This is a genomic window from Allobosea sp. Root670 (assembly GCF_001429415.1).
GTDB classification, from domain to species: Bacteria; Pseudomonadota; Alphaproteobacteria; order Rhizobiales; family Beijerinckiaceae; genus Allobosea; species Allobosea robiniae.
In genome coordinates this window covers 208,949-235,742 of record NZ_LMJU01000002.1, presented here as the reverse complement: position 1 = coordinate 235,742, position 26,794 = coordinate 208,949, and the positions used below count along the sequence as shown (strand labels likewise).

The window sequence follows — 26,794 nt, the reverse complement described above, 5'->3', positions numbered from 1 at the left end:
GGTTCGGCGTCAGGCCCTTGGCGCTGGCGGCTTCGATATAGGCCGGCTCCGAGCCGTCCATGCAGATCACCACCGTCGGGCGCCGCGGCCGCGCATAGTTGCGACCGTTCGCAACAACATCCGAGCCGATCTTGGAATGTGCGTTCATGACCAACTCCTTGCGCCGGCGCCGCTCAGCGGATCAGCGCCCTGACGCGGGACGAGACGAGGTCGGCCACCAGCACCATCGCGAGGATGACGAGGATGCAGGTGGCGGTATCCTGGTATTTGAAGAGCTTCATCGATGAGACAAGCTCGAAGCCGATCCCGCCTGCGCCGACCATGCCGAGCACCGTCGACTGCCGGACATTGGTCTCCAGCCGGTAGAAGATCGTCCCGAGCCAGGTCGGCAGGACCTGCGGCAGCACGCCGAAGAAGAAGGTCTTGAACGGGCCGACGCCGGCCGAACGGAAGGCCTCCAGCGGCCCTTCGTCGATATCCTCCATCGCCTCGGCGAAGAATTTGCCGAGCATGCCGGCGCCGTGGATGGCGAGCGCCAGCACGCCGGCGAAGGGGCCGAGACCGATCGCGGCGACGAAGATCAGCGCCAGGATGATCTCGTTGATGCCGCGCATGCAGTTGAGCAATTGTCGCGTCGCGTGGAAGACGGCCGGGCTCGGGCTGAGATTGCGCGCCGCGAAGAAGCAGATCGGCAGGGAGATGACGACGCCGAGCAGGGTGCCCCAGACCGCGACCTGCAGGCTCTCCAGCGCCGGCTTCCACAGCCGTTCGAGGAATTCCGGGTTGGGCGGCACCATCCGGACGAGGAAATCCCACATATAGGGGATGCCGTTCCAGAGATTGCTGGCGTTGATCTGGGCGCCGAGCGCGGCCCACCACAGGAAGACGAGGATGGCGAGCGCGATCGTGCCGACGCCCCACCAGCCGAAGCGGTTCTGCGGCGGACGGATGACGAGTTGCAGCGTTCCGAAGGACATGGCTCTTCCTCCCGTCAGGCGATTGCAGGGGCGATCAGCGGTGCCAGCACGGGCTGGCTCACTGGCCGGGGCTTGAGCACGCGGCTGATGCCGGGGTCCTCGAGACCTGGATAGATCTGGTGGACGATCTCGGAGGTCAGGTGATCGGGCGTATCGTCGAAGACGACCCGGCCGCCGCTCAGGCCGACGATGCGCTCGCCGAATTCGACGGCGTAATCGACCTGGTGGAGGTTGCAGATCACCGCGATCCCCTCCGCCTTGCAGATCGCCTTGAGGTAGCCGAGCACGACGCGCGAGGTCTTGGGATCGAGGCTCGCCACCGGCTCGTCGCAGAGGATCACTGCCGGCTGCTGCGCCAGCGCGCGGGCAATGCCGACGCGCTGCTGCTCGCCGCCCGAGAGCTGGTCGCCGCGCGAATTCGCCTTGTGGGCAAGCTCGACCCGCGCCAGGCAGTCCATGGCGATGGCGACGTCCTGCCGCGGGAAGAGCTGCAGCATGCTCAGGAAGGAGGACAGGCCGGCCATCCGGCCGACGAGCACGTTCTTCAGCACCGAAAGGCGCTTCACCAGGTTGTGGTGCTGGAAGATCATCGCGACCGGCCGCTTTCCGGCGGCCGCGCGTTTCGTGTCGAACACGGTGCCGTCGATGACGGTGCGGCCGGCATCGGGCTGGGCCAGCCCGTTGATGCAGCGCAGCAGCGTCGACTTGCCGGCACCGCTGGGGCCGAGCACCACGAGGAACTCGCCGGCTTTGACGCTGAGGTCGATGCCCTGCAGGACAGGGCGACCGGCATAGGATTTCTTCAGGCCTTCGATCGTGATCATGTCGCTTCCTCCGCCGGTCGCGTGTCGCGACTACTTCATCTTGGTCAGATCGAGATTCAGCACCTTCGCCGTCTCGCGGATGATGTCGTAGGCTTGGTCGTTGGTCTCGACGAAGCGGTTGAGCTTGCCCTGGTCGGCCCAGGTGATGTCCCGGATGTTCAGGAAGGCCGACTTGATCTGCTTCTTCAGGTCATCGGGCAGGTTCTTGCGCCAGCAGGTCGGCGATTCCGGGATCGGATCCGACTCCCAGACGACGTGGATGTCGGCCCGGTCGACCAGCTTCTTCTGCACGGCGGCATCGAAGATGCGGTCGGCGATCGTCGCGGCGTCGACGCGCTTGTTGGCGACCGCGAGCGCGTTGGCGTCATGCGAGCCGGTGAACAGGACGCGACCGAAATCCTTCTCCGGGTCGAAGCCGAGCTTTATCAGCCCGGCCTTCGGGAAGAGGTGGCCCGAGGTCGAAGACGGGTCGACGAACGCGAAGGTGCGCCCTTTCAGGTCCTTCCAATCGCGGATACCGCTATCCTTCCGCGCGATGATCTGGCTGCGATAGAAGCTGCGGCTCGACTTGGCCGTCTCCGCCGTCGCGAAGGCCTCGATCGGCGCCACCGTCGTGCCGAGCACATAGGAGAACGGGCCGAGATAGGCGACATCGACATGGCTCGAGCGCATCGCCTCGATCACGCCGTTATAATCCGAGGCGACGAAGCCCTGGACCTTGATGCCGAGATTCTTCTCCAGCGCATCGAGGAGCTGCTGGCTCGATTCCAGCATCGCCCGCGAATCCTCGGACGGGATCAGCCCGACGCGGATCTGTTTGGGCTGGGCCTGGACCAGAGCCGGCATCGCCAGCACCGTTCCCGCAGCCAGTGAGTTCTTCAGAATCGTCCGACGCGTGATGGTCATGTCATCCTCCCAAGATGATCCGGCGATCGTTGTGATCTGCCGGCGGAACCGTTGCGGGCGTCGTTGCCCGTTGCTTGATCTCAGGCGGCCATGGCCGCCTGCCTTCCAATGAAGTTGCGGCCGCGTTCGCCTTCGAGCGCCTTGCCGACGAGACGGTTCCACTCGACGCCTGAGACGCCGTAGGCGGTGGGGTCGGTCGAGACGCCGAGATTGCGCAGGAAGGCGCCGAGGCGTTCCGCTCCTGCTTCGAGATCGGGGCCGAAGACGCGCCGCAGCGCCGCATCGCATTGCGGCTGCGCGCCCATCGCCCAGCGCATCACGATCGGCAGCGAGAAGGAGCAGGCGATGCCGTGGATCGTGCCGCTCTTCAGCGTGATGTCGTAGGAGATGTTATGGGCGAGCGCGGTCTTGGTGTTGGAGAAGGCCATGCCGGCGAGCAGGCTGGCCCGCATCTGCCGGGCGCGGAGCTCGACATCGTCGAGGCGCTCCAGCAGGCGGGGCAAGGTGTCGATGATCTCTTTGGCAGCCTCGACCGCATAGTTCGCCGAGACCGGATTGCCGTTGACGTTCCAGATGCTTTCCAGCGCATGGGACAGGGCGTCGAGCCCGGTCGCCAGCGTGAGGCCGCGCGGCGCGCCGACCGTCAGCGCGGGGTCGAGCACCGAAGTCTCCGGATAGAGCCGTGGGTGGGCGAGCGAGTATTTGCTGCCATTGGCGGCGTCCCAGACCGTGGCCCAGGAGGTGACTTCGCTGCCGGTGCCGGCCGTGGTCGGCACCGCGATGATCGGGATGATCGCGGCCTCATCCAGCGGCTTCTTCTCGACGAGATGGCGGCGCACATTCTCGAAATCGCCCCCGCTGGCCGCCAGCACCTTGGCGGCATCGATCATCGAGCCGCCGCCGAGCGCGACGATGACTTCGGCCGGCTCGGCCGCGCCGAACTGGCGGCAGGACAAGGCGAGATCGGCGCAGTCCGGATTGGTCTCGATATTGGTGATCGACACGACCGGTGCCCCGGCGACAGCGGTCAACCGGGCGGAGAGTTCGCGGAAGATCGGCTGGTCATAGGTGACGAGCGCCCAGCGGCGGTTGCCGATCAATCCCGCGACCTCGTCGAGCAGGCCGGCCCCGAAGCGAATCCTGACGGGATTCCAATACGCCCAGTTCATGCGGTTCATCCTCGCAATGCGCCTTGCCGGCCTGTTGCGAGGATGCTCACTGAAGCTGCATACTATAACAAATTGATTTTTTGATCTGATTAGATAGATTTTTGCTATGCGTTATACCCAGATCAGATCGTTCCATCTCGTGGCCGGCTCTGGCGGCTTCAACGCCGCCGCCGACGCCTTCAACATCAGTCAGCCGACCCTGACGGCACAGGTCGGTGCGCTGGAGGAGGAGTTCGGCGTCGAGCTCTTCGTCAAGCGCGGCCGACGACGCGAGCTCAGCGACACCGGGCGCCAGCTTCTCGCCATCACCACCCGTCTCTTTGCCGAGGAAGCCGAGGTGCTCGCCTTCCTGTCGGAAACGCGGGAATTGCGCACCGGCCGCTTGTCGATCAGCGCCGTGGGGCCATTCCACGTCACGGAAATGCTGGCCGCCTTCAACCAGGCCTATCCGGAGATCGAGCTCGCCGTGAAGCTCGGAAACTCCGCTGAAGTCCTAGACGATCTCGCCAGCTACCGGTGCGACGTCGCCGTGCTCGCCTATATCGACGAGGATGACCGGTTGCTGACCATCCCTTACAGGCGCCATCCGGTCGCGGTGTTCGTGCGGCGCGACCACCGCTTCGCCGCACGCGACAGCATCCGGCTGGCGGAGCTGGAAGGCGAGCCGATGATCGTGCGCGAGCAGGGCTCAACCACGCGGCGCGCTTTCGAGAATGCGCTGGCCAGGACCGGAACGAAGCCGCGCCTGGTGATGGAGATCGGCAGCCGCGAGGCCATTCGCGAGGCGGTGATCCATGGCCTCGGCATCAGCTATGTCTCCGATGCCGAATTCGTGCCGGATGAGAACCTCAAGCTGGTCCGGATCGAGGGGGCCGAGGTTTACACCTATGCCCATGTCGTCGTGCTGAAGCAGCGCGAGTCGAGCCGGATCATCAAGGCGTTTCTCGATGTTGTTCACGGGACACGCGATGCTTTCGACGACCGAGCCGGCAGATCGTAGTGGCTTGGCTTCCCGGGCCTTCTCCGCAAGAGAGGGTTCTCTTCGGAAGCGGCTGCAGAAGCAGAACCCGAGCGGGACCCGTTCGCGACGCACCGCGCTTCCCTTATGCCAATGCCTGCGCCGCACGCTTGAGGGTCAGGTGTTGGCTCCGGGGAAGCGCGGTGTCGATGTCAGCGTCAATGGTTCTTCGAGACGTTCCAGTAGACCGGGACGCCAGGGGAGAGCAGGCCCTGGAGGCTGGCCTGCTGACCGCGCACGAGCCAGAATTGGCCGACGGGAACATAGGGCACCGTCTCGACGGCGCGCTCCTGGATCTTGCGGGCGATCGCCTTGCGGGTGTCGAGGTCAGGCGCCATCGTGAACTCGGCGCGCAGCTTCTCGATGGCCTCGTCGCAGGGCCAGCCGAACCACGAATTCTCGCAGTTGGAGCGCAGGGCCAGATGGCCGACGGGCTCGGTCATGTCGGGCGCGGCGGGACCGGAAGCGAAGGTTGACCAGCCGCCCTGGTCGACCGGGTTCTTGCTGGTGCGCCGGCTCGACAGCGTGCCCCAATCCATCGCCTGATAGTCGACGTTGAGACCAGCATCACGCATCAGCTGCGAGACGACGAGGGTTTGCGGGCTGAGCGCGGTCTCCGTGGCATCGAGCACGACGATCTTCTCGCCCTTGTAGCCGCTTTCAGCGATCAGCTTCTTGGCTGCCGCCACATCCGGCTTTGGCCAGGCCGCATCGGTGAAATAGGGCGAGTCGCACATGTAGAAGGACGGGCAAACGGTGTAGAGCGCCTTGTCGTCGACATAGGCGCGGACCGCCAGCTCCTGGTCGACGAGACGCAGGATCGCCTGGCGCAGCTTGGGGTTGTTGAAGGGCGGCTGCGACTGGTTCATCCGGAAGACGCCCTGCAGCGCTGCGAGCTTCGAGACGGTGATCTTCGCGTTACCCTTCACGAGCGGGATCATGTCCGGCGGCATCTCCTCGAAGATGTCGATTTCACCCGCCTGCAGCGCGTTCAAAGCGGTCTGGGCATCGGGCATGATCTGCCATTCGACGCGGTCGACATTTGCTACCTTGCCGCCGGAGAGCCCGTCCGGCGCTTCCTTTCGCGGCTGATAGGTCGGCGCCTTGGCGTAGACGATCTTCGAACCCGGGGACCACTGCTCCTTGACCAGCATGAAGGGGCCGGAGCCGGTCGCGTCGGTAATGTTCTGGTTCGAGGGCGTGGCGGCGATGCGCGCCGGCATGATCACCGGCAGCATCGAGCTTGGTTTGCCGAGTGCGTCGAGCACGAGGCCCCAGCGATCCTTGAGCACGAGCGTGACCGTCTTGGGATCGGTCGCCGTCAGCGAGGCGGTATGCGCCATGAGCTGCTGGCCGAGACCGTCGCGCTCTCCCCAGCGTTTCAGCGAGGCGACGACGTCGGTGCTCGTGACCGATGTGTTGTCATGGAATTTCAATCCGTCGCGGAGAACGAAGGTCCAGGTCAGGCCGTCGGGGGAGGTCGTGAAGTTCTCCACCATCTGCGGCTTGATCAGGCCCTTGGCGTCCTGTGCGAAGAGCGTGTCGTAGACCATGTAGGCGTGGTTGCGGACCATGTAGTCCGAGGTCGTCATCGGATCGAGCGTGCGCAGATCACCGAAAGGGCGCACTTTCAATACGGTCTGCGCGGCAGCAGGCAGTGCCGCCAGTGACAGGGCGAGGCCGCCGGCCAACGCCATTCGTCTCGTCAGGCTTTTCATCGCTTTCCTCCCAATGGATTGTCCCGGTTTCTTGTTCTTATGGCCGGCCTCAAACCCTGAGTTTGCGGGCGAGGCGAGGATCGATGGCGTCGCGCAGGGCGTCGCCGAGAACGTTGACGGTCAAAACGAGCAGCGCCAGAGCCACCCCCGGAAAGGCGATCATCCAGGGCGCGCGCTGCATGAAGGGGCGTGCCTCGGCCAGCATGTTGCCCCAGCTCGGGATCGTCGGCGGCGTGCCGGCGCCAAGGAAGGACAGGACCGACTCCACGATCATCGCCGAGGCGAAGACATAGGTCGCCTGCACGATCACGGGCGCAGCCGCATTGGGCAGGATATGCCGCAACAGCATGCGCGGCAGGCCCGTGCCGTTGGTGATCGCGGCCTCGACATAGGTCTGCTCGCGCAACACCAGCACGGAGGAGCGGATGACGCGGGCCATCCGCGGGATTTCGGCGATGCTGATCGCGATCACCACGTTCTGGACGCTGGATCCGAACAGCGACATCAGCGCGATGGCCAGGAGGATGCCGGGGATGGCCATGAGGCCGTCCATGATCCGCATCAAGATCCCGTCCAGCCATCGGACGAAGCCTGCGACAAGCCCGATCAAGAGGCCCAGGGTCACCGTCAGCACGGTGACGAACGCGCCGATCGTCAACGATATACGGGTGCCGTTCAGCGTGCGCGACAGGGTGGAGCGGCCGAGTTGGTCGGTGCCGAACCAATGATCGGCGCCGGGGAGTCGCAAACGCTGGATCGGATTCACGCGGACCGGATCGGGCAGGATATAAGGCGCGATCAGCGCGACGCAGGTGAAGGCCGCCAGAACCGCGAGGCCGATCAGGATCGTGGGATTGGTGCGCAGGAAGCCGCCGAGGTTCTGAAAGTGGCCAGGTGCCTTCCGCACGACGGTGCCCGTCACGGTCATCGTCACGGCGCCCTCAATAGCGGATGCGCGGATCGAACAGCACGTAGCTTAGATCGACCAGCAGGTTGACGGTAACGTAGACCAGCGAGAAGACGAGGATGAGACCCTGCACCACGGGATAGTCCCGCCGCAGGATGGCATCTGTCGTCAATCTTCCCAGGCCCGGGATGTTGAACACGGTCTCGGTCACCACCACGCCGCCGAGCAAGGCGGCGATGCCCACGCCGACGACGGTCACGACCGGGATCGCGGCGTTCTTCAAGGCATGGCGCAGCACGACGCGGCGGGGCTTCATGCCCTTGGCATGGGCGGTACGAACATAGTCCTCCGACAGCACCTCGAGCAGGCTCGCGCGCATGACGCGAGCGAGTAGCGCCGCATAGAGCATGGCGAGCGCCAGCCCCGGCAGGACAAGGCTGTTCAGGCAGGGCAGCAGCCCTTGCGACAGCGGCACATAGCCCTGCGTCGGGAACCAGCCGAGCGACAGCGCGAAGACATAGACCAGCAGGAAAGCGACGACGAAGACCGGCGAGGAGAAGCCGACCATCGCGAAGGCCATGACCGCCCGGTCCGTCCGGCTGCCGGCCTTGAGCGCGCTCAGAATCCCGAGCGGAAGCGCGATCGCTAGTGCCATCAGGATCGCAACGAGCGTCAGCATTGCCGTCGGCTCGATCCGCATCCCGATCAGCCGTGTAACTGCCATGTCGGAGAAGACGGAGCGGCCGAGATTGCCCTGCGCAAGCTGGGTCGCCCAGGCGAGGAGCTGTTCTGTCAGCGGCTTGTCGAGGCCGAGCTGGGCTCTGATCGAAGCGATCTGCTGGGTCGTGGCCTGATCGCCGGCGATGAGGATCGCCGGATCGCCCGGCGTCAACCGCAGCAGGAAGAAGACGAAGAGGCCGACGAAGGCGAGGACAGGAACGGTCGCGGCGATCCGGCGCAGGACATAGGACATCATGGCCCCGCCGAGCCTTCTGTTACGGACAATCGCTCCCCCACGATCCGGCTCCTCATAATTTTTGTAACGTTTCAATCAAGCTCTCACAGAGCAAGCTTCCCCGCAAGAGGCGTTTAATTGAGGTTTTTCGCTTGCGAAATGCATTTCGATCCGCAAATCTGAAAGCAGGTTTGAACCGTTTCATTGGGGATTGAATGGCGACGATTCGGGATGTGGCGCGGCTCGCCGATGTGTCGGTGGCTACCGTATCGAACGTGCTCAATAGTGCAGATCGCGTCAGCCCCGAGCTCTCGGCGCGGGTACGTGCCGCCATGGAGAAGCTGAGCTACACGCCCCATGCAGGCGCGCGCTCGCTGCGCAAGCGATCGAGCGGGCTGATTGGTCTCGTCGTCGGCGACATCACCAATCCGTTCTTCTCCGATCTGTTCGAGGCGGTGGAGGATGCCGCCGCTGCCTGCGGCTATCTGGTGCTGCTGTGCAATTCGAACGAGCGCAGCGAGCGCGAGGAGGCGCATCTGCGCATGCTTCGCACGCAACGGATCGACGGGCTCATCCTGGCGCCGACCGGAGCCGTCTCGATGAACAGAGCCTCGCTGCTGGCGCAGCTCGAGGTCCCGGTCGTGCTCGTCGACCGGGCGATGGAAGGGCTAGGCTACGACGCGGTCGTCCTCGACAACCGGTGCGCGGGCTTCGAGGCGACGCAGCATCTGATCGCCTGCGGCCACAGGCGGATCGGCCTCGTCAACGGGCCTGAAGTGTTCCGCACGGCTGCGGAGCGCCTCGCCGGCTATCGCGAAGCCTTGTTGGCGGCAGGCCTTTCCTTCGATCCGGCTCTCGTCCGCGATGCAGGGTTCCGCAAGCAGCCTGCCGAGCAGGCAATGGCCGAGCTCATGGCGCTGGCGGAGCCGCCGAGCGCCGTCTTCGCCACCAATAACCTGATGACGATCGGGGTCATAAAGGCGCTGGCGGACCGCGGTCTTTCCTCGCCGCAGGATGTTTCCGTCATCGGCATCGATGACCTTCCCTGGGCCGATGCGGTCTCGCCCCGGCTCAGCGCCATTGCCCAGCCCGTCCGCGCCATGGGCGAAGCCGCGCTCGAGCTCCTGATCCGGCGGCTTGCCGGCACGCTGAATGGCCCGGGCACGACCACGGTGATGGCGCCACGCCTCGTCATTCGCCGCTCATGCGGTGCACCTGCCTCCGGAAAGCCTGCCCATGTCGACTGAATTGACGAAGCTCAGCGCACTTGCCGCCCGCGATCTCCTCGCGGCCGGGGAGATCAGTTCCGTCGAGCTGGTCGAGGCGGCCGCGGCGCGCCTTGCCGTTGTCGAGCCGCAGATGAATGCCGTGCCGACGCTCTGCCTGGACCGGGCGCGGGAGCAGGCTCGCGCAGCCGATGTCGCGCGTCGAGCCGGGCGCTCAAGCCTCCTCGGCGGGCTTCCCATCGTCGTCAAGGATAACAGCGACGTCGAAGGAGTCCGCAATACCGGAGGGACCTCGATCTTCCGTGATCGCATATCGACCGAGTCCGACCGGACCGTGGCGCTGATGGAAGCAAACGGTGCGATCACGCTCGGCAAGTCGAACCTGTCCGAACTCGGCGGTGCACAGACCACCAATAGCGTCCATGGCGCGACACGGAACCCTTATGATAGGCGCCTGACCTGTGGCGGCTCCTCCGGCGGCGCAGCAGTCGCGCTTGCGACCGGCGAGGCCTGGCTCGCCCACGGCAACGACTATGGCGGCAGCCTGCGCATTCCCGCAGCATTCTGCAATGTGACGGGCCTGCGGCCGACGCCGGGCCGGGTGCCGCGCAAGCGATTGGCCGATCCGTTCGACACGATTGCCGTGGAGGGGCCAATGGCGCGCGACGTTGTGGACCTCGCCCTCTTCTTCGATGCGATGACCGGCTATGATTCCGGGGATATCCTGACCGCGCCAACCAGCGAACCGCCGTTCCTCGAAGCAGCACTGACGCCGCGCAAGCCCGCGCGGGTCGCAGTCTCGGCAGATCTTGGCATGCTGCCGATCGAAGAGCCGATCCGGTCTGCCCTCGATCGGCTCGCTGAGATGCTGAACCGGGCAGGCGTCGCAGTCGCTCACAACTCGCCGGATGTTGCCGGGGCGATGGACGCATTCCGCGTGCTGCGCGGCGAGGGGTTCTACGCGACGTTCGAGCCTCTCTTCGAGACGCACCGCCACGCGTTTCCGGCACCTGTCCTCGCCGATCTCCTGCGTGGTCGCGACCAGCCGGGCCATGCCATCGTCTCCGCCAATCGGATCCGAAGCGAACTGTACCGTCGGACTGTGGATGTCCTCGACGAGCACGATTTCCTGATCTGCCCGGCAACCCAGGTCATGCCCTTTTCCGTCGAAACATTATTCCCCGAGACGGTCGCGGGGCAGCCGATGCAGGACTATCTCGACTGGATCTCGATCACCGCGATCTGGTCGCTCACAGGCTTGCCAGCCATCGCCATTCCCATCGGTTTCTCGCGGGAAGGCCTGCCGGTCGGCGTCCAGATCCTGTCGCACGCCCGGCGGGAGGCTGACCTCTTCCGGTTGGCGGCTTGGATCGAGCGTGAATTGGCCTTGCCGATTGGGCCTATCGATCCCCGGTAGGCATGCGAGCGAAACTGGCGGCTCGCTCTTGCTCCTGCCGTAGGGTTGGCGACCGCGTCGGCTCAGCCGGCGCTGAGCCGGTCCATGACGCGCGCAAGCGCCCGCCGCCCTTGGGCGCTTCAGAGCGAAGGGCCTGGCACACCTGCCACCCTTCGAACCGGACGTCAGGACCGTGATCGCCCGGAAAGACATCGAGCGGCTGCGCCGAACGGGGCAAAGGCATCACGACCGCGCCCCCCAATAGGCCACGAGCTTCCTTCCATCATCGGCGAAACAGCCCAGCGCATCCGCTTGAGCCCGGAGGGAACGCACGGCCGCACGCTCCGCGGCTACCCAGAGGTAGCCGGGATCCGCCCCAATGGGCATGTCGGCCAGGAGCGAGCCCAGCCGGCTTTCGCCGACCCCGTTCCCGCTGCCGGTGAGCCAGGTGACATCCGCTCCGGGATGCTCCGGCAAGGGCTGCTGCTCGCCTGCGTCGCGAACCTCGATGACGACACGGCTTTCCATGTCGGGAGGCGCGTTCTCGAGAATGCGGGCGATGGCCGGAAGGCCGGTCGCGTCGCCGAGGAGGATCTGCCGGCGGCAATCCGCCGGCGGCTTGTAGAGCCCGCGCGGATTGTTGATGACGACCCGGTCGCCCTCGCTGGTGGCGCAGGCCCAGTCGCTGGCGCGGCCACCGGCATGAACGACCATGTCGATGTCGAGCTCGCAGGAAGCGGCATCGTGGCGGCGCACCGTATAGGTCGAATAGCGGACGCGGTGGCGATCCTCGGGAAATGTCCAGCGCCCGTCCGCGCCGATCTCCGGCAGGACGAGTTCGCCTGTGTCGGGATCGGGGAAGAACAGGCGGATATATTCGTCGGCGATCCCGGTCGAGCGGAAGCCGGCGATGCCGCCTCCGCCGAGTGTCAGCCGGATCATTCCGGGCGTGAGATAGCGGCGCCTCACGACGGCGGCTTCATGAAACGGGTTGGGGCTGGCTTCCATCGTGCCGATCGACCTCGTCTAGCGCCGCGCTTGTTTCACGCGAACGGCGTCGAGGCAACAGCCTTAGTCTTTGATTTACTTAGAGTATTTCTAAAACATCGCGATTGAGCGGTCGGAATGCGGCTGCTATGGCGTTGGGCCTTGGGATATCCGGAGCCAGCGGAACCATGTCGAGCAGCCTCGACGATGTCGGCACACTCTACGCGCGGGAACATCGCCGGCTGGAACGGCGGGCTGCGCGTCGCGTCGGCGTCGCCAACGCCGCCGACGTCGTGCAGGACGTCTTCGTCGCCTTCTGGTCGCGCGCCCGGGACCATATCGGCTGCCAGGCATCCTACCTGAGCCGCGCGATCGACTATGCCGCGATCAGCCATCAGCGTGCCGAACGCCGGCGCGCCAGCCTGCCGCTGCGCATCACCGAGGAACAGTACGCAGCCCCGGTCGCGCTACCCGATCAGGTCGCGGCAGCCCGGCAGGACCTGGAGCGGGTGGTGCGGACCGTCGCGGCCTTGCCCGAACGCACGCGCCAGATCTTCCTGCTGAACCGCGTGCATGCCTGCAGCTACGACGAGATCGCAGCCGCGTTCGGCCTCTCCTACAGCACGGTCGAGCGCGAGATCGCCCGTGCCCTGCTGGCATGCCGGGACACATTGCGATAACGCCAAGCGCACAATCTCCAGGCCCAAGCCGTAACTCAGGCGCCATGGACACCGACAACAGCCACCGAACCGATGAGCTCCTGCTGGAAAAGCAGGCGATCGCGTGGTTCACCCGCATGAACGGCCGCCCCTCGCCTGCGGATCGCGGTGATTTCGAGGCCTGGCTGGCGGCTTCGAGCGATCATGCCCGTCACTATGACAAGGTCGCGGCACTCTGGTCCGACATGGGCACGCTGTCCGCCGTTCTCGGTGCCTCCGAGAGCGAAGCGCTGGCCGCGCCGCTGGAGCGCATCCGGGCGCTACGCCGCGAGCGTGGTCGCGGACGAGCGGCTGCGGGGGCCGTGCTCGGCCTCGTGCTCGCCCTGTGCCTCGGCTGGATCTGGCTCGACCGGCCGCATCTGTTCGAGAACTGGCGCGCCGATCAGGTCACGACGCGCGGCGAACAGCGCATGATCGTGCTGGCGGATGGCTCGACGGCGCAGCTCGATTCGGACAGCGCGCTCGCCGTCGATTTTTCCGCGGGGTTGCGTCGCGTTCGCCTGCTCAGGGGAACGGCCTTCTTCGAGGTCAAGCGCTCCGAAGCGCCTTTCGTGGTCAGCGCCGGCCAGGGCGAGGCCCGCGTGCTCGGTACGAGCTTCGAGGTCGCTGCAAACGATGAGGGAGGCGTGACCGTCACGCTCGCCAGCGGTAGCGTCTCGGTCGAGCTGCCGCAATCGCGCGAGGCCGTGGTCCTCAACCCAGGCGAGCGGGTCGCATATGGCGGGCATGGGCTCGGCAAGGCCGAGGCCGTGGATGTCGCGGAGGTCACGGCCTGGCGCGCCGGGCGCTTCATCTTCGACGATATGCCGCTGGCGCAGGTCCTGACCCGGATCGAGCGTCACCATCGCGGCCGCATCGTCCTGCTCGACTCCACGCTCGGCAGGCGGCATGTCACCGGCAATGTCACCTTGCGCGACAGCGCAGCCGCGCTGGCGGCCCTGCAATCCTCGGTCGGCTTCTCGGTCACCACCGTCGGGCCGGTCACCTTCGTCTCGCCCTGACGCGACTGCCGGATCGGCAACTCCAAAAAAATCACGCGATGCGTGAGGGTCACCGGCCGGCCCGTTCGACAAGGAGATAGAGGGCGAGGCTGAAAGCCTCGCACCATCCTGTACGAAAAGGGTCGGTGGATGCGTTCGATGCGGTTGACGGCGAAGGAAGTTCTCCTCGCAGCGACATTTCTCAGCTCGCTGGGTGCCAGCCTCGCCATTCCCGTTGCGACGGCGCAGGCGCAGACGCTGCACAGTTTCGACATTCCGGCGAAACCCGTCCGCGCCGCGATGAACGATATCGTCCGCGTCACCGGCGTCGACGTGGTCTTCGCCGAGACGCCCGCCGCCTCGCGTCGCGGCAATGCGGTGAAGGGCTCGCTGAGCACGGCACAGGCCGTCGCAGCCCTGCTCAACGGCACAGGCCTCGCCTTCCGCTTCAGCAACGCGACCACCGTCCAGATTTACGATCCGGCCCGCCCCGTCGCGGCTGGCGGCGCCGTCGAAGGCGCGATCGCCCTCGATACCATCGAGGTCGTCGGCAGCGGCGTGCCCGGGCTGCCCCCGGCCTATGCCGGCGGTCAGGTCGCGGTCGGCGGCGGCCTCGGCGTGCTCGGGCAGCGCTCCGTGATGGATACGCCCTTCTCGGTCACGAACTACACGTCGAAGCTGATCGAAGATCAGCGCGCCCAATCCGTCGCCGATGTCGTCAAGAACGATTCCTCGATCCGCAATGTCGAGCCGACCAATGTCGGCAATGCCAATTACTTCGTCATCCGCGGCATCCAGGTCGGCAACGCCGCCGTCGCCTTCGGCGGCCTGTTCGGCATCGCGCCCAACGCGCAGTCGACGCTGGCCGGCATCGAGCGCGTCGAGGTCCTGAAGGGCCCCGGCGCCTTCCTCGGCGGCCTCTCGCCAAGCGGCGTCGGCGGCGTCATCAACCTCGTGCCAAAGCGTGCCACGGACGAGCCGCTGACCCGGTTCACCGCGACCTGGATCAGCAACTCCCAGCTCGGCGGCCATCTCGATCTCGGCCGCCGCTTCGGCGATCAGAAGCAGTTCGGCGTGCGCGCCAACCTGCTCTATCGCGATGGCGGCACCCCCATCAGCCAGCAGTCGCAGAATCTGGTCAACGGCACGATCGGGCTCGACTATCGCAGCGACGCGTTCCGCATCTCGCTCGATGCCGGCTATCAGGTCCTGAACACCGACCGGATGAACAACACGGTGACGCCATTGGCGACCGAGCTGGTCCCGCGGCCGATCAAGCCGAACAAGACCTATGTCTCGCCCTGGAACTACAGCAAGTTCGCGGACAGCTACGGCATGGTCCAGGCCGAGTACGATGTGACCTCCAACATCACCGTCTACGGCAAGGCCGGCGTCAGCCATATGGACTGGGACCAGGCGGTGGAAGCCGGCTCCGGCCTCAGGCGCAACGGCAACTTCACCAGCACGGGCTCCCGCTATCAGATCGACATCAACCGCTATTCGGGCGAAGCGGGCGTGCGCGGACGCTTCCAGACCGGCCCGCTCGACCATGAGGTCGTCATTTCCGCCAACAGCTTCTATCAGGCGCGCGCCTCCGGCCTGCCGGCGACACTCTCGGTGACGCCGTCGAATATCTACAACCCGACCTTCTCGCCCAATCCGGTGATGCCGGCCGCCCGGCGCTACCGCCAGAACGACAACAGCTTCACCAGCTATTCGATCTCGGACACAATCTCGGCCTTCGACAAGCGCCTGCAACTGACGCTCGGCGTGCGCAAGCAGTTCGTCGACATCAACAACTACACGCTGCAGACCGGCGTGATCTCCTCCAAGAACAAGAGCGATGCGGTGACGCCGGTCATCGGTCTCGTCGTGAAGCCCCTTGAGAACGTTTCGCTTTATGCGAGCTATATCGAGGGTCTGACTGCGGGCTCGGTCGTCGGCAACACCTTCGTCAATGCCGGCCAGGTCCTGCCGCCCTTCGTCACCAAGCAGTACGAAGCCGGTGCCAAGGTCGATTGGGGCAGGCTGATGACCTCGGTCGCCGTCTTCCAGTCGGAACAGGCTTCCGGTATCGCGAACACCGTCACCAACACCTTCAGCGACAATGGCGAGACCCGCTATCGCGGCGTAGAGCTGAGCGTCGCCGGCGAGATCGTCGAGGGTGTCCGGGCGCTGGGCGGCATCACCTTCCTCGATTCCAAGCTCGTGCGCACCGCCAACGGCACCTTCGACGGCAACGAAGCGCAAGGCACGCCGCGCGTGCAGGCCAATCTCGGTCTCGAATGGGACCCGGGCTTCGTCCGCAACCTCACCCTCTTCGGCCGGATGATCTATACCGGCTCGAGCTATGCCGATGCCGCCAACCTGCAGAAGCTGAAGGCCTGGACGACCTTCGATATCGGCGCCCGCTACAAGATCGAGCGGGCCGGCGCCAAGCCGATCATCCTGCAGGCGAACGTCACCAACCTGTTCAACAAGGCCTATTGGACGACCTATCCGGGCTTCAACCTGCTCTATCCGAGCGAGGCGCGGATGGTCTCGCTCTCCTCGACGTTCGAGTTCTAGGGCCGAAGGCAGGCAAACGCGTGGCGACATTCCTGTCCCGACGCAGCTTCGCGGCAGGCGGGGCGGCCCTTCTGGCCGGCTCCGCCTTTGCCGCGTCCGGGCGCCGGGTGGTCGAGACGCCGCTCGGCCGCGTCGAGGTACCAGCCGAGCCGCGCCGGGTGGTGGCGATCGACTCGCGGATCAGCCTGGAGATGGCGCTGGCGCTCGGCCTGCCCCTGATCGGCTACAGCCACAGCCGCGCGCGGCCCTGGGTGCCCGTACCGTCCTCGGTGCCGTTCCTGGCGGCACCTCCCGATCTCGAACAGATCCTGATGCTGGAGCCAGACCTGATCCTCTGCCCGGACACCTCCGCTCACTCGGAGTGGTGGCCCCTCGCCCGGCTGAGCCGGATCGCGCCGGCCCTGCCGAGCAACCATCGCACGCACTGGCGTGGCAATCTCGATAGCCTGGCCGGCTGGCTCCAGCGCACCGAAGCCGCCGAACGCACGATCACGGCCTATGCCGAGCAGATTGCCGGGCTGCGCCAGCACCATAACGGCGTGCTACGGCGGAGCCTGCTCGCGGCAGCGACCTACGACCCGCTCAAGCGGCGGCTGATGGTGCGCAGCGACGGCACGGGCTACGGCTTCGTGATGCCGGCCCAGGTCCTTGCCGATCTCGGCGGCCGTGCCGTGGAAGCCGGGCGGCTCGGCCCTTATGGCGAGGTCGCGCTCGAATCCCTTGGGAATGTCCTCGGGCAGGTCGACGGCGTCCTGCTGATCGATCTCGGGGATCACGCCCCGCTGGCGCTCGCCCGCGAGCCGCTCTGGCAACGACTGCCGGCGGTGCGGGCAGGACGGGTGCATGTCACCCAGGGCAACAGCATCTTCGGGTCGGTCTACACCGCGCACCATCTCGCAGGCGCCTGGGATGCGTTGCTGACCCGGATGGCCTCGTGACACGGACCCCATTGGCTATCGTCATCGGCGCATTGGTGCTGCTTGCTGCCTCGCTGATCGCATTGACGCTGGGCGCGCGTCCGATCGCGGCCGGCGAATGGCTCGCCATCTTGCATGAAGGCCGCGGCAACGAAGCCGCCGAGATCGTGCTGGGGCTGCGTCTGCCGCGTGTCCTGCTCGGGGCGATGGTCGGCGCGGCGCTCGGGCTTGCCGGCGCGGTCATCCAGCTCGCGACGCGAAACCCGCTGGGCGATCCGGGCCTGCTCGGGATCAATGCGGGAGCGAGCCTCGCGCTGATCCTGGGCACCGATCTTATCGGCCTCGCCGGCCCGCAGGCTGCGACCTGGCTTGCCGCCTGCGGCGCCCTCAGTGCGGTGCTCGCGGTCCAGGCACTCGCGGGCGCCCGCAGCAGCTCGAACCCGATCCGTCTCACCCTTGCCGGCGTCGCGGTCACGGCGCTGTGCATCGGCATCGGCCAGGCGGTCGCGTTGTCAGATCCCGAGCGCTTCGATCTGGTCAGGAACTGGCGTATCGGCGCGCTGTCGGGAGCCATCGACGCCGTCCTTCCAAGCGTGACGCTGGCGTGGCTTGTCGGAACGCTGCTGGCGCTCGCGCTGGCCCCCCGCCTCGACCTTCTCGCGCTTGGAGACGACCGCGCGGCCTCGCTCGGCGTCGCGGTCCGGCCGGTGCGACTTGGCTCGCTCATCGCCGTCGTCCTGCTCGCCGGCAGCGCCGTCGCAGCGGCCGGCCCTATCGCTTTCATCGGCCTCGCCAGCCCGCATGTCGCCCGCCGCCTCGGCGGCATCGGCGCGGCGGCGCATCTGCCCCTCTCCGGCATCATCGGCGCCGCCCTCGTCGTGATCGCCGACACGCTCGGCCGCATCGCGACGCCGCCCGCCGAGGTGCCGGTTGGCATCGTGGCCGGGCTCCTCGGCGCCCCCATTCTGATCCTGCTCGCCCGCCGCAGGAGTGCCGACGCATGAAAGGCTTCGCCGTACAGCGCGGAACAATCCTGAACGGCGCGATGAGCCGCACGGCCTTGTGCCATGTTGCGCTGGGGCTCGGCGGGTTGGCGCTCGTGCTGGCTTGCCTGACTCTGGGCACGGTCAGGCTCACACCGGTACAGGTGTTTCAAGCGCTTGCGGGCCATGAGAGCCCTGCCCTGCAATTGCTCATCGAATGGCGCCTGCCTCGTATCGGCGCGGCACTCGCCGCCGGCGCCGCGCTGGGCCTATCGGGCGCCTTGTTCCAGACGCTGCTGCGCAATCCGCTGGGGAGCCCCGACATCATCGGCTTCGACGCCGGCGCGTTCGGAGGCGCCCTGCTGGCGCTTCTCGCCGGCCTTGCGCCCGCCCTGGTCGCGCTGGCGGCCTTCGGCGGCGGGCTGGGCGCGGGCCTGCTGGTCTATCTCGCGGCCGGGGGATTGCGCGCCGATCGCGCCCGGCTGATCCTCGTCGGCATCGCGGTCGGCGCCGCCTTCTCGGCCTTCGGCGACTGGATGATCTTCGTCGCGCCCCTCGATATCGCGCTGGTCGCCGCGAACTGGAAGCAGGGAGCGCTCGCCGGGGTCGATATGCAGCGGCTGGCGATCGGCGCGGGGATGCTCGGCCTGCTGCTCCCTCTTGGCCTAGCCTGCGCCCGCTCCGTGCAGGCTCTCGAACTCGGAGACGACAAGGCGCAATCCCTCGGCGTTCCCGCCGGCAGCACCCGGCTCCGGCTCGGCCTCATAGGGCTTGGCCTGACAGCGACGGCGACCTTCATCGCCGGGCCGATCGGATTCGTCGCGCTCATCGCGCCGCAGGCGGCGCGCAAGCTCACGGGCTCGGCCGGTTTGCCGCTGGCGACCTCCGCTCTGTTCGGCGCGGTTTTCCTGCTGGCCAGCGATGCAGTCGCGCGCATCGCGCTGGCGCCGCGCGCGCTGCCCGTCGGCGCCGTGACGGCCTGTCTGGGCGGAGCCTATCTCATTTTGCTGTTCGGCTCCTGGGTCCGCCGCAGGGAGCCTCTCCGATGAGCACCAAATCAAGGCTGGAAGCACAGGCCCTGCGCGCACATCACGGCCCGCACGAGGTTCTCAAGGGGATCGATATTGCGTTGCCGGCCGGCAGTTTCACCGTGATCGTCGGCCCCAATGCCTGCGGCAAGTCGACCTTGCTGAGAAGTCTCGCGCAGCTGCACCCGTCTTCCGGCGGCAGCGTCCTGCTCGATGGACACCCGATCGCACACTATCGCCCACGCGATCGCGCCCGGCTGCTTGCTGTCCTGCCCCAGGGAGCGGAGGCGCCGGAGGGGATCATCGTCGCGGATCTCGTTGCGCGGGGGCGGCATCCTCACCGCAGCCTGTTTCAACCCTGGACCGCTGCCGACCAGAGCGCCATGGAGGCCGCCATGGAAGCAGCGGGCGTTTCCCAGCTCGCCGAGCGCACGCTCGAAAGCCTCTCCGGAGGCCAGCGTCAGAAGGTCTGGATCGCGATGGCACTGGCACAGGGCGCGGATATCCTGCTGCTGGACGAGCCCACGACATTCCTCGACCTCTCCCATCAGATCGATGTGCTCGAACTCTGCTCCGCCCTGAACCGTGCCGGGAAGACGATCGTCGCGGTGCTGCACGATCTCAACCAGGCTGCCCGCTATGCATCCCGGCTGGTGGTGATGCGCGCGGGAGAGATCCTGGCGCAGGGTCTGCCGGAAGATCTTCTGACGCCCGGCTTCATCGACGAGGTCTTTCACGTCCCCTGCATCGTCATCGCCGATCCGTTGACCGGAAAGCCGTTGATCGTACCGAAGCGGGTGGCTCTCGCGAACTGACGCAAAGCCGGGGCCGGTCCGGAAAGCCGCCGCTTACGTCAATTCTCGACCGCCGGCACCGGTGAAGCCTCGCCATATCCGGGCCACCTGCGCCGCATGGGCGCCGAGCTTGCACCAACGCTGCTCCAACAGAGGTTCTGCAACGTGCACCTGCATAATGGCTGGGGGGACCCAGGATCCCCATTCCTTTGCATCGGCATAGGTAGCGGATGACCGGGTAACGGGCACGAATCTCTACGGGGATTCGGACTTGGACCTTGTCGCGATGCTTGCGGATGGAGCCATGATTTCCCTCAGTGGCGCCAGTGCGGGGCCAAGCAGCGGGAATCACCGAGTTTCAGAAACATGATTGAGAGCTAAAAGGTTAACATTCTCAATGACTTAAGCCTTGGTGGAGCTGAGGGGATTCGAACCCCTGACCTCTGCAGTGCGATTGCAGCGCTCTCCCATCTGAGCTACAGCCCCAAGGCGCTGGCCTTCTAGGCTGTGCGTCGCGTGGATGTCAATCACTTCCGCCATCTGATTTGGCGCGAGCCGGGATATTCCGCGTCACCTTTCCAGACAGGCCTAAAAGGAAGCCCGATGCGTGCCGTTCTCGACGTGATCATGATCGCGCTGAACCTCTATATCTGGGTTCTGATCGCCTCGGCAGTGCTCAGCTGGCTGATCGCCTTCAACGTCATCAACACCCGCAACCAGTTCGTCTCCACGGTCTGGGACATGCTCTACCGCATCACCGAACCCGTATTGCGGCCGATTCGCGAGCGCCTGCCCAATCTCGGCGGGCTCGACATCTCGCCGATCATCCTGCTGCTGATCATCTATTTCATCCAGAGCGTGATCACCCGCTACATCTACCCCAACGTGTTCTGATCCTGCCGCGCCCTGCGCCGGGCGCGACTCGCAATCCGCCACGACGCATTCGACGTCGTGGCGACCGGCATGCAGTATGGCCGCCTCGCCAACGCTTCGAGGTTTCCGCATGGCCGCTGCCGCCCTTCCCTATCGCAGCCAGAATTGGGCTCTGACCAAACCTGCCGCGCGCGGCAGGCATGGCATCGTCGTCTCGCAGAGCCGCGAGGCGGCGGAGGCCGGAGCAGTGATCCTCGAACAGGGCGGCAATGCGGCCGACGCCGCCGTCGCCGCCTGCTTCGCGCTTGCGGCTGTCGAACCCTGGAACAGCGGGCTCGGCGGCATCGGCTTCGCCGTCGTGCTCAAGGCGGGCGAGGCCCGCGCGCAGGTCGTCGATTTCGGGCCGGTCGCACCGCGCCGCGCCGATCCTGCCGATTACCCCCTGACCGGCGAGATGAAGAAGGACCTCTTCACCTGGCCGGAGGTGGTGGGCGACCGCAACATCCACGGCCCCCTCTCCTTCGTCACGCCCTCCTCCGTCGCCGGTTATGCCAAGCTCAAGGAGACCTTCGGCTCGAAGCTCCCGCTCGCCGACATTCTCGCGCCGGCCATCGCGCTCGCCCGACGCGGCCTGCCGGCCGACTGGTACACGACGCTGAAGATCGCCTCCTCGGCTTCGGTACTCAGGCTCTACGAGGAAAGCGCCCGCATCTATCTGCCGGGCGGCTTGCCGCCGGTGCCGCCCTATCAGGGCATTCCGGGCTTCATGAAGCTGGGCAAGCTCGGCGACACGATCGAACGGCTGGCGCAGGCGGGGCTGGACGATTTCTACCGCGGCGATGTCGCGAACCAGCTCGTGGCGGATATCGCTGCGGCCGGCGGCGTCGTCGATGCCCAGGATCTGGCCGGCTGCAAGGCCGGATTGCGGGAGGCGCCGACCATCGACTGGCGCGGCACTCACCTCCTCCACACCGCCGGCGGCCTCACCGCCGCGCCGACGCTGAAACGCGTCGTCGCCGGGATGGCCGATGCCCCGATCGAGGGCGACGGCCCCTCCGCCGCCTGGTTCGCGCAGCTCTCCAGCGTGATGCGCCAGGCCTATCGGGAGAGGCTGGCCGGCCTCGGCGCCGCGGTTGCGGCCAAGGAACCGGGCGACACCTGCACCACCCATCTCACCGTGGTCGATGGCGAGGGCAATCTCGTCACGGTCACCACGACGCTGCTCTCCTCGATGGGCAGCCGCGTCGTGCTGCCCGCGACCGGCGTGCTGATGAACAACGGCATGATGTGGTTCGATCCGCGCCCCGGCAGCGCCAATGCGATCGCGCCGGGTGCCCGCCCGCTCTGTAACATGTGCCCGGTCGTGGTCACGCCGAAGGATGGCGGCTGGCCGCGCCAGGCGATGGGCTCCTCCGGCGGGCGGCGCATCCTCGCCAGCATCTACCAGACGCTGGCCTGGCAGCTCGATTTCGGCATGGGCACCGAGGCGACGGCGCATCAGCCGCGCATCGACGTCTCCGGCCCGGATTCGGCCAGCGCCGATCTGCGCCTGCCGGCCGAGACGCTTGCCGCACTCGAAGCAGCGGGGCCGACCGCGATCGTCGAGCACAGCGTGCTGCCGATCAACTTCGCCTGCCCGAACTTCGTCCGCGTCGACAGAAACGGCGCGGAAGGATCGAGCGACGCCGCCTCGCCCTGGTCGGCGGCGGTCGCGGCAACGCGCTGAAATGAAAAAGGGCGGCCGTTACGGCCGCCCTTCTGCATGAGCACGACGATCAACCTCTTTTGAGACCCCACGGATAGGGCGCCGAACCGGCGAGCATCCCGGTCATGTCGTTGCGATAGGCCGTGCGGCTGACGAACTGGCCGAGCGGGATGGTCGCGACCTCCTCCAGCGCCAATCGGGCCAGCGCCTTGGCGCTCTTCTTCTGCGCGGCTTCGTCGGGGGCGTAGAGCCATTCCTCGGCCAACGCCTCGGCCGCATCGCTCTTCCACCAGCCGAACCAGCCCTTCTCGCCCTGCCCGCGGACCAGCGAGGACATCGCCGGGTTGCCCCAGCTCGTCGCCGATCCCGTGGTGTGGAAGATGCTCCAGCCGCCCTTCTCGGTCGATTCCCGGCTGCCGCGGCGCTGCACGACGGTGCCCCAGTCGCTCGCCGCCATCTCGACATTCATGCCGAGCTGCTTGAGCAATTCGAAGGTCACCTCGCCGAGCGGCCCGATATCGGGGAAGTCGGTCGGGTTGATGATCACGACCTTCTCGCCGTTGTAGCCGGATTCCTTGAGGGCCGCCTTCGCCTTCTCCAGGCTCTGCGGCATCAGGTCTTCCTGCTCGCCGTCGTAATAGGGCGTGCCGCGCCACCACAGGCTGCGGCAGGTCTGCCAGAGCGTGGTGTCGTCGCCCTGGGCGGCGCGCATATAGTCTTCCTGCTTCACCGCCATGCGCACGGCGGCGCGCACCTTCGGATTGTTGAACGGGGCCTGCAGGTGGTTGAGACGGATGATCGCACCGCGCCCGGCCTTGTCGATGATCTCCTGCTTGATGTCCTTGTTGCCAGCCAGCATCGGCTGGAGATCGGTGAGCGGACGCTCCCACCAGTCGACCTCGCCGGTGGTCAGCGCCGCGGCCGATGTCGCGGGATCGGGCAGGATGTTCCACTCGATCCGCTTGAAATGCGCGACCTTGCCGCCGGCATTGCGGCTGGGCGGCTCAGCTCGCGGCTTGTAGCCCTCGAACTTCTCGTAGACGACCTTGCTGCCCGAGACATAGCCCGAAGCGACGAACTTGTAGGGTCCCGACCCCGTCATCTCGGTGACCTGCGTGTTCGCATCGATCTTGGCCAGGCGCTCCGGCATGATGATCGGCGGCTGGTCGGATTTCGACAGGCAGTCCAGCATCATCGGGAAGGGGCGCTTGAGCTTGATCTCGACGATGCGATCGTCGGGCGCACCCCATTCCTCGACCGCCCGGCCGAGCAACTGGCCGTAAGGGTCGCGCTGCGTCCAGCGCTTGAGGCTCGCGGCGCAGTCGACGGCCTTGACCGGCGTCCCGTCATGGAAGCTCAGGCCTTCGCGCAGCTTGATGCGCCAGGTCTTGCCGTCGGCCGAGACCTCGTGCCCCTCCGCCATCTGTGGCTGCGGCTTCAGGTTCTCGTCCGCCCCGTAAAGCATGTCGAAGACATAGTAGCCGTGATTGTTGGTCACGGTCGCGGTGGTCCAGACCGGGTCCAGCGCCGAGAGATTGGCCTGCGGCACGAACTTCATCAGCGTTGCGCTGCCTTGCGCTGCGGCCGGCCGCGGCAGAGCCGGGCCGGCGAGGCCGAGAGCGGCCGTCCCCATCAGAAAATCACGACGCTTCATTCATACTCTCCCCGTTTTATGATTGGTATGGAACGCGAATCAGGTCTCAGGCGAAGCCGATGAAATTCGGGCTTTCGCTGATCGGCCGCGCCTGAGCGAGCTTCGCCAGATCCGGAACCGGCCGGGCCGTCAGCGGATCGCCTGCGAGCGCCGCTTCCAGCGCCGCCGCCACTGCCAGCACCTTGGCGTCGCCGCCGCGCGGCCCGACGATCTGCAGGCCGAAGGGCATGCCGTTGCGGTCGAGCCCGACCGGCAGCGAAATCGCGGGATGGCCGACGATGGTGACGGCATAGGCTGCCGCGAGCCAGTGGAAATAGGTCCGGGTCGCTTTGCCGTCGATCTCGGAGGGGAAGAGCTCGGTCCAGGGCCGCGGGCTCAGCGTCACCGCCGGCGACAGGATGACGTCGTAATCCTCGAAGAAGCGCTGCCAGCGCTGGTAGATCACCGTCTGCTGCTTCATCGCGCGGGTGACGTCGAGCGCCGAATAACGCAGGCCCTCCTCGACATTGGCGCGGACGTTCGGCCCGACCATGTCGGGCGTATCGCGGACCTTGTCGAGATGCGCCGCGAGGAAATTGCTGGCACGCAGGATCTCGAAGACCTCGTCCGTGCCCTCGCAATCCGGCGTCGCTTCCTCCGCCGCCCTGAAGAGATGGCTGAAGGCCGTGGTCTTGTCGGAGAAGGTATCGCGGATCAGGCGTTCGGTCGGCGCAAAACCGAAATCCGGGGTCAGAGCCACCTTGAGCGAGGCGAGATCGATCGCGTCGGGGCGGGCGAAATCCTCCGGCCGCCGCACGGTCTTGCCATGGATCGTCGTCGCGAGCGGATCGGCAGCGGCATCGGAGACCATGGTCGAGAGCAGCAAGCAGAGATCCGGCAGGTTGCGCGCCATCGGGCCGAGCACCGGCAGCGGAGACCAGCCGAGCTGGCGTTTCTCGCTCGGCACGAGGCCGGGCGTCGGGCGGAAGCCGACGATGCCGTTGAAGGCGGCGGGATTGCGCAGCGAGCCGCCGGTATCGGAGCCCGTCGCGAGCGGCACCATGTTCGTCGCCAGCACGACGCCCGAGCCGCCCGAGGAGCCGGCCGCGCTCTTCGCGGGATCGAACGGATTGCCGGTCGCGCCATAGACGGCGTTGCGGGTATTGGCGCCGGCACCCCATTCGGGCGTGTTGGTCTTGCCGGCGATGATCGCACCGGCCTTGCGAACCGATGAGACGATGAGCTGGTCTTCCTTCGGCACGAAATCGCGATAGAGCGCGCTGCCATAGGTGGTGCGCAGACCGGCGACGTTCTCCAGGTCCTTGATACCGATCGGCAGGCCGTGCAGCGGACCGAGCGCATCGCCCCGCGCGGTCGCCTCATCCGCCTTTGCCGCATCCTTGCGGGCCTTGTCGTCGTCGCGCGCGACCATCGCGTTCACGGCGGGGTCGATCGCATCCATGCGGCGGATGCAGCTGTCGAGCAGTTCGCGGGCCGAGAGTTTCTTGGCGCCGATCAGGGCACGCGCGGCAACGGCGCTGAGATCGCAGGGTTCGGTCAAGGCAGGTGTCTCCGTTGCGCTCAGCCCCGCGCAAGCGCTGTGCCGCGCGGGGCAGTCCGAGCAGACTAGGCGACGAGGCCGAGATGTCCATGTCCGGATCGCGCATGCAGCCCCCTCCCTCCGCGCGGGTTCCATGCCGTCTACAGCTGGCCCGGAAGCGCGATTGAGCGAAGGCCGGCAGGCGGGCTGGGCGATACCGCACCGCAACATATGCTTGACGAAGCCGTCCGTTTCCTGTTCGACAGGATCCATGGAAAAGCCTGCAGAGCCATTCCCGCAGCGCCTGACGGAAGGCTATCGCTCCTTCCTCGACGATCGTTTCATCCGCGAGCAGAGCCGCTATGAAGAACTCGGCGAACACGGCCAGACGCCGGAGATCATGCTCATCGGCTGCTGCGACTCGCGCGTTTCGCCGGAAGTCATCTTCGATGCGCGCCCCGGCGAGATGTTCGTCGCGCGCAACATCGCCAATCTGATCCCGCCCTTCCAGCCGGACGATCAGCTCCACGGCACCTCGGCTGCGCTCGAATACGCCATCCAGGCGCTCAAGGTGCAGCACATCGTCGTGCTCGGCCATGGCCGCTGCGGCGGCATCCGCGCCTTCGCCGATGACAGCCAGCAGGCGCTCTCGCCGGGCGACTTCATCGGGAAATGGATCACCCTGATCGGCCCGGCGGCCGAGCGCACCGGCGGACGGGGTCGCCATGAGAGCTTCGACGACTATCTGCAGCGGCTGGAGCTGGCCTCCGTCCAGCAATCGCTCGCCAATCTCCGCACCTTCCCTTGCGTGCAGATCCTCGAGAGCAAGGGCCGACTGCACCTGCACGGCGCTTATTTCGCCGTCGCCACCGGTGTGCTGATGATCCTCGACCCCGCGACCGGCCAGTTCATCCCGGCCGTCGGCGAGATGCCCAAGCGCGTCCAGCAGATCCGCTGTTCCGAGGCCTGAG

23 protein-coding genes and 1 tRNA gene are annotated in these 26,794 nt (G+C 66.5%); 13 read left to right on the top strand and 11 right to left on the bottom strand.

The window, feature by feature from the left end:
- Positions 1-173: 173 nt before the first annotated feature.
- From phnE to psrA, 4 genes are all read right to left on the bottom strand, one after another.
- Entirely contained in the window at positions 174-977 is an 804-nt protein-coding gene (gene phnE / locus ASE61_RS06835) for a phosphonate ABC transporter, permease protein PhnE (protein ID WP_061966027.1), read from the bottom strand.
- A gap of 14 nt (positions 978-991) precedes the next feature.
- Positions 992-1,801 carry a phosphonate ABC transporter ATP-binding protein gene (phnC, locus tag ASE61_RS06830; RefSeq protein WP_061966025.1) on the bottom strand — a complete coding sequence of 270 codons (810 nt, stop codon included), beginning with the start codon at positions 1,799-1,801 and terminating at the stop codon, positions 992-994.
- A 30-nt stretch (positions 1,802-1,831) separates the two neighbouring features.
- A complete protein-coding gene (gene phnD / locus ASE61_RS06825) occupies positions 1,832-2,707 on the bottom strand; it encodes a phosphonate ABC transporter substrate-binding protein (protein WP_061966023.1) in 876 nt (291 codons plus the stop codon).
- Between the two features lie 80 nt (positions 2,708-2,787).
- Positions 2,788-3,876, bottom strand: a complete 1,089-nt coding sequence (gene psrA, locus ASE61_RS06820; RefSeq protein ID WP_061966021.1) for an iron-containing alcohol dehydrogenase PsrA — start codon at positions 3,874-3,876, stop codon at positions 2,788-2,790.
- A 106-nt stretch (positions 3,877-3,982) separates the two neighbouring features.
- On the opposite strand from psrA, the gene ASE61_RS06815 reads away from it, so the two are divergent.
- Positions 3,983-4,876 (top strand): LysR substrate-binding domain-containing protein, encoded by an 894-nt coding sequence (locus ASE61_RS06815; RefSeq protein WP_061966019.1) that lies wholly within the window; start codon positions 3,983-3,985, stop codon positions 4,874-4,876.
- Between the two features lie 176 nt (positions 4,877-5,052).
- Here ASE61_RS06815 and ASE61_RS06810 read toward each other — a convergent pair whose 3' ends face one another.
- From ASE61_RS06810 to ASE61_RS06800, 3 genes are read right to left on the bottom strand one after another with little or no spacing between them, the layout of a single operon-like run.
- Positions 5,053-6,612 (bottom strand): ABC transporter substrate-binding protein, encoded by a 1,560-nt coding sequence (locus tag ASE61_RS06810; protein WP_156407002.1) that lies wholly within the window; start codon positions 6,610-6,612, stop codon positions 5,053-5,055.
- 49 nt (positions 6,613-6,661) lie between these two features.
- Complete coding sequence (locus tag ASE61_RS06805) at positions 6,662-7,540, bottom strand: ABC transporter permease (RefSeq protein WP_082617265.1); 879 nt, start codon at positions 7,538-7,540, stop codon at positions 6,662-6,664.
- A gap of 13 nt (positions 7,541-7,553) precedes the next feature.
- Positions 7,554-8,495 carry an ABC transporter permease gene (locus ASE61_RS06800; RefSeq protein WP_061966017.1) on the bottom strand — a complete coding sequence of 314 codons (942 nt, stop codon included), beginning with the start codon at positions 8,493-8,495 and terminating at the stop codon, positions 7,554-7,556.
- A gap of 194 nt (positions 8,496-8,689) precedes the next feature.
- On the opposite strand from ASE61_RS06800, the gene ASE61_RS06795 reads away from it, so the two are divergent.
- Together ASE61_RS06795 and ASE61_RS06790 are read left to right on the top strand one after the other, a co-directional pair.
- Positions 8,690-9,721, top strand: a complete 1,032-nt coding sequence (locus ASE61_RS06795; RefSeq protein WP_061966015.1) for a LacI family DNA-binding transcriptional regulator — start codon at positions 8,690-8,692, stop codon at positions 9,719-9,721.
- Positions 9,711-11,117, top strand: a complete 1,407-nt coding sequence (locus tag ASE61_RS06790; protein WP_061966013.1) for an amidase — start codon at positions 9,711-9,713, stop codon at positions 11,115-11,117. Before ASE61_RS06795 ends, ASE61_RS06790 begins: the two co-directional genes overlap by 11 nt.
- A gap of 222 nt (positions 11,118-11,339) precedes the next feature.
- On the opposite strand, the gene ASE61_RS06785 is transcribed toward ASE61_RS06790, so the two are convergent.
- Positions 11,340-12,104 carry a siderophore-interacting protein gene (locus tag ASE61_RS06785; RefSeq protein ID WP_061966011.1) on the bottom strand — a complete coding sequence of 255 codons (765 nt, stop codon included), beginning with the start codon at positions 12,102-12,104 and terminating at the stop codon, positions 11,340-11,342.
- Positions 12,105-12,271: 167 nt separating this feature from the next.
- Between ASE61_RS06785 and ASE61_RS06780 the strand changes: the two genes are divergently transcribed.
- From ASE61_RS06780 to ASE61_RS06750, 7 genes are all read left to right on the top strand, one after another.
- Positions 12,272-12,763 carry an RNA polymerase sigma factor gene (locus tag ASE61_RS06780; protein ID WP_061966009.1) on the top strand — a complete coding sequence of 164 codons (492 nt, stop codon included), beginning with the start codon at positions 12,272-12,274 and terminating at the stop codon, positions 12,761-12,763.
- Positions 12,764-12,807: 44 nt separating this feature from the next.
- Complete coding sequence (locus ASE61_RS06775; protein ID WP_061966007.1) at positions 12,808-13,803, top strand: FecR family protein; 996 nt, start codon at positions 12,808-12,810, stop codon at positions 13,801-13,803.
- A gap of 138 nt (positions 13,804-13,941) precedes the next feature.
- A complete protein-coding gene (locus tag ASE61_RS06770; RefSeq protein ID WP_156407001.1) occupies positions 13,942-16,350 on the top strand; it encodes a TonB-dependent receptor in 2,409 nt (802 codons plus the stop codon).
- 20 nt (positions 16,351-16,370) lie between these two features.
- The gene (locus ASE61_RS26320; RefSeq protein WP_061966003.1) at positions 16,371-17,288 is read left to right on the top strand and encodes an ABC transporter substrate-binding protein; all 918 of its coding nucleotides are present in this window, start codon (positions 16,371-16,373) and stop codon (positions 17,286-17,288) included.
- Positions 17,285-18,271, top strand: coding sequence for a FecCD family ABC transporter permease (locus tag ASE61_RS06760; RefSeq protein ID WP_162260074.1), 987 nt, complete (start codon positions 17,285-17,287; stop codon positions 18,269-18,271). The genes ASE61_RS26320 and ASE61_RS06760 overlap by 4 nt, the downstream gene beginning before the upstream one ends.
- The gene (locus ASE61_RS06755) at positions 18,268-19,299 is read left to right on the top strand and encodes a FecCD family ABC transporter permease (RefSeq protein WP_061965999.1); all 1,032 of its coding nucleotides are present in this window, start codon (positions 18,268-18,270) and stop codon (positions 19,297-19,299) included. Before ASE61_RS06760 ends, ASE61_RS06755 begins: the two co-directional genes overlap by 4 nt.
- A complete protein-coding gene (locus ASE61_RS06750) occupies positions 19,296-20,093 on the top strand; it encodes an ABC transporter ATP-binding protein (protein ID WP_061965997.1) in 798 nt (265 codons plus the stop codon). The genes ASE61_RS06755 and ASE61_RS06750 overlap by 4 nt, the downstream gene beginning before the upstream one ends.
- 389 nt (positions 20,094-20,482) lie before the next feature.
- On the opposite strand, the gene ASE61_RS06745 is transcribed toward ASE61_RS06750, so the two are convergent.
- Positions 20,483-20,558: transfer RNA gene (locus ASE61_RS06745), tRNA-Ala, on the bottom strand.
- A 117-nt stretch (positions 20,559-20,675) separates the two neighbouring features.
- Between ASE61_RS06745 and ASE61_RS06740 the strand changes: the two genes are divergently transcribed.
- Together ASE61_RS06740 and ASE61_RS06735 are read left to right on the top strand one after the other, a co-directional pair.
- A complete protein-coding gene (locus ASE61_RS06740; RefSeq protein WP_061965995.1) occupies positions 20,676-20,966 on the top strand; it encodes a YggT family protein in 291 nt (96 codons plus the stop codon).
- A 109-nt stretch (positions 20,967-21,075) separates the two neighbouring features.
- Complete coding sequence (locus ASE61_RS06735; RefSeq protein ID WP_061965993.1) at positions 21,076-22,671, top strand: gamma-glutamyltransferase; 1,596 nt, start codon at positions 21,076-21,078, stop codon at positions 22,669-22,671.
- A gap of 49 nt (positions 22,672-22,720) precedes the next feature.
- Here the strand turns inward: ASE61_RS06735 and ASE61_RS06730 are convergent, their stop codons facing one another.
- Complete coding sequence (locus ASE61_RS06730) at positions 22,721-24,304, bottom strand: ABC transporter substrate-binding protein (protein WP_061965991.1); 1,584 nt, start codon at positions 24,302-24,304, stop codon at positions 22,721-22,723.
- Positions 24,305-24,350: 46 nt separating this feature from the next.
- The gene (locus tag ASE61_RS06725; RefSeq protein ID WP_061965989.1) at positions 24,351-25,844 is read right to left on the bottom strand and encodes an amidase; all 1,494 of its coding nucleotides are present in this window, start codon (positions 25,842-25,844) and stop codon (positions 24,351-24,353) included.
- 250 nt (positions 25,845-26,094) lie between these two features.
- Here ASE61_RS06725 and ASE61_RS06720 point away from each other — a divergent pair, with 250 nt between their 5' ends.
- Entirely contained in the window at positions 26,095-26,793 is a 699-nt protein-coding gene (locus ASE61_RS06720; RefSeq protein WP_061965988.1) for a carbonic anhydrase, read from the top strand.
- The last annotated feature ends 1 nt before the right edge of the window (position 26,794 follow it).

What these genes read in the sequence shown, in the direction of transcription:
- ASE61_RS06780 (WP_061966009.1), top strand. Translation starts at nt 12,272, where the DNA reads ATGTCGAGCAGCCTCGACGATGTCGGCACACTCTACGCGCGGGAACAT.
- psrA (WP_061966021.1), bottom strand. Translation starts at nt 3,876, where the DNA reads ATGAACTGGGCGTATTGGAATCCCGTCAGGATTCGCTTCGGGGCCGGC.
- ASE61_RS06790 (WP_061966013.1), top strand. Translation starts at nt 9,711, where the DNA reads ATGTCGACTGAATTGACGAAGCTCAGCGCACTTGCCGCCCGCGATCTC.
- ASE61_RS06805 (WP_082617265.1), bottom strand. Translation starts at nt 7,540, where the DNA reads ATGACCGTGACGGGCACCGTCGTGCGGAAGGCACCTGGCCACTTTCAG.
- ASE61_RS06770 (WP_156407001.1), top strand. Translation starts at nt 13,942, where the DNA reads ATGCGGTTGACGGCGAAGGAAGTTCTCCTCGCAGCGACATTTCTCAGC.
- phnD (WP_061966023.1), bottom strand. Translation starts at nt 2,707, where the DNA reads ATGACCATCACGCGTCGGACGATTCTGAAGAACTCACTGGCTGCGGGA.
- ASE61_RS06730 (WP_061965991.1), bottom strand. Translation starts at nt 24,304, where the DNA reads ATGAAGCGTCGTGATTTTCTGATGGGGACGGCCGCTCTCGGCCTCGCC.
- ASE61_RS06735 (WP_061965993.1), top strand. Translation starts at nt 21,076, where the DNA reads ATGGCCGCTGCCGCCCTTCCCTATCGCAGCCAGAATTGGGCTCTGACC.
- ASE61_RS06795 (WP_061966015.1), top strand. Translation starts at nt 8,690, where the DNA reads ATGGCGACGATTCGGGATGTGGCGCGGCTCGCCGATGTGTCGGTGGCT.
- phnE (WP_061966027.1), bottom strand. Translation starts at nt 977, where the DNA reads ATGTCCTTCGGAACGCTGCAACTCGTCATCCGTCCGCCGCAGAACCGC.
- ASE61_RS06815 (WP_061966019.1), top strand. Translation starts at nt 3,983, where the DNA reads ATGCGTTATACCCAGATCAGATCGTTCCATCTCGTGGCCGGCTCTGGC.
- phnC (WP_061966025.1), bottom strand. Translation starts at nt 1,801, where the DNA reads ATGATCACGATCGAAGGCCTGAAGAAATCCTATGCCGGTCGCCCTGTC.
- ASE61_RS06720 (WP_061965988.1), top strand. Translation starts at nt 26,095, where the DNA reads ATGGAAAAGCCTGCAGAGCCATTCCCGCAGCGCCTGACGGAAGGCTAT.
- ASE61_RS06775 (WP_061966007.1), top strand. Translation starts at nt 12,808, where the DNA reads ATGGACACCGACAACAGCCACCGAACCGATGAGCTCCTGCTGGAAAAG.
- ASE61_RS06750 (WP_061965997.1), top strand. Translation starts at nt 19,296, where the DNA reads ATGAGCACCAAATCAAGGCTGGAAGCACAGGCCCTGCGCGCACATCAC.
- ASE61_RS06800 (WP_061966017.1), bottom strand. Translation starts at nt 8,495, where the DNA reads ATGATGTCCTATGTCCTGCGCCGGATCGCCGCGACCGTTCCTGTCCTC.
- ASE61_RS06740 (WP_061965995.1), top strand. Translation starts at nt 20,676, where the DNA reads ATGCGTGCCGTTCTCGACGTGATCATGATCGCGCTGAACCTCTATATC.
- ASE61_RS06785 (WP_061966011.1), bottom strand. Translation starts at nt 12,104, where the DNA reads ATGGAAGCCAGCCCCAACCCGTTTCATGAAGCCGCCGTCGTGAGGCGC.
- ASE61_RS06755 (WP_061965999.1), top strand. Translation starts at nt 18,268, where the DNA reads ATGAAAGGCTTCGCCGTACAGCGCGGAACAATCCTGAACGGCGCGATG.
- ASE61_RS06810 (WP_156407002.1), bottom strand. Translation starts at nt 6,612, where the DNA reads ATGAAAAGCCTGACGAGACGAATGGCGTTGGCCGGCGGCCTCGCCCTG.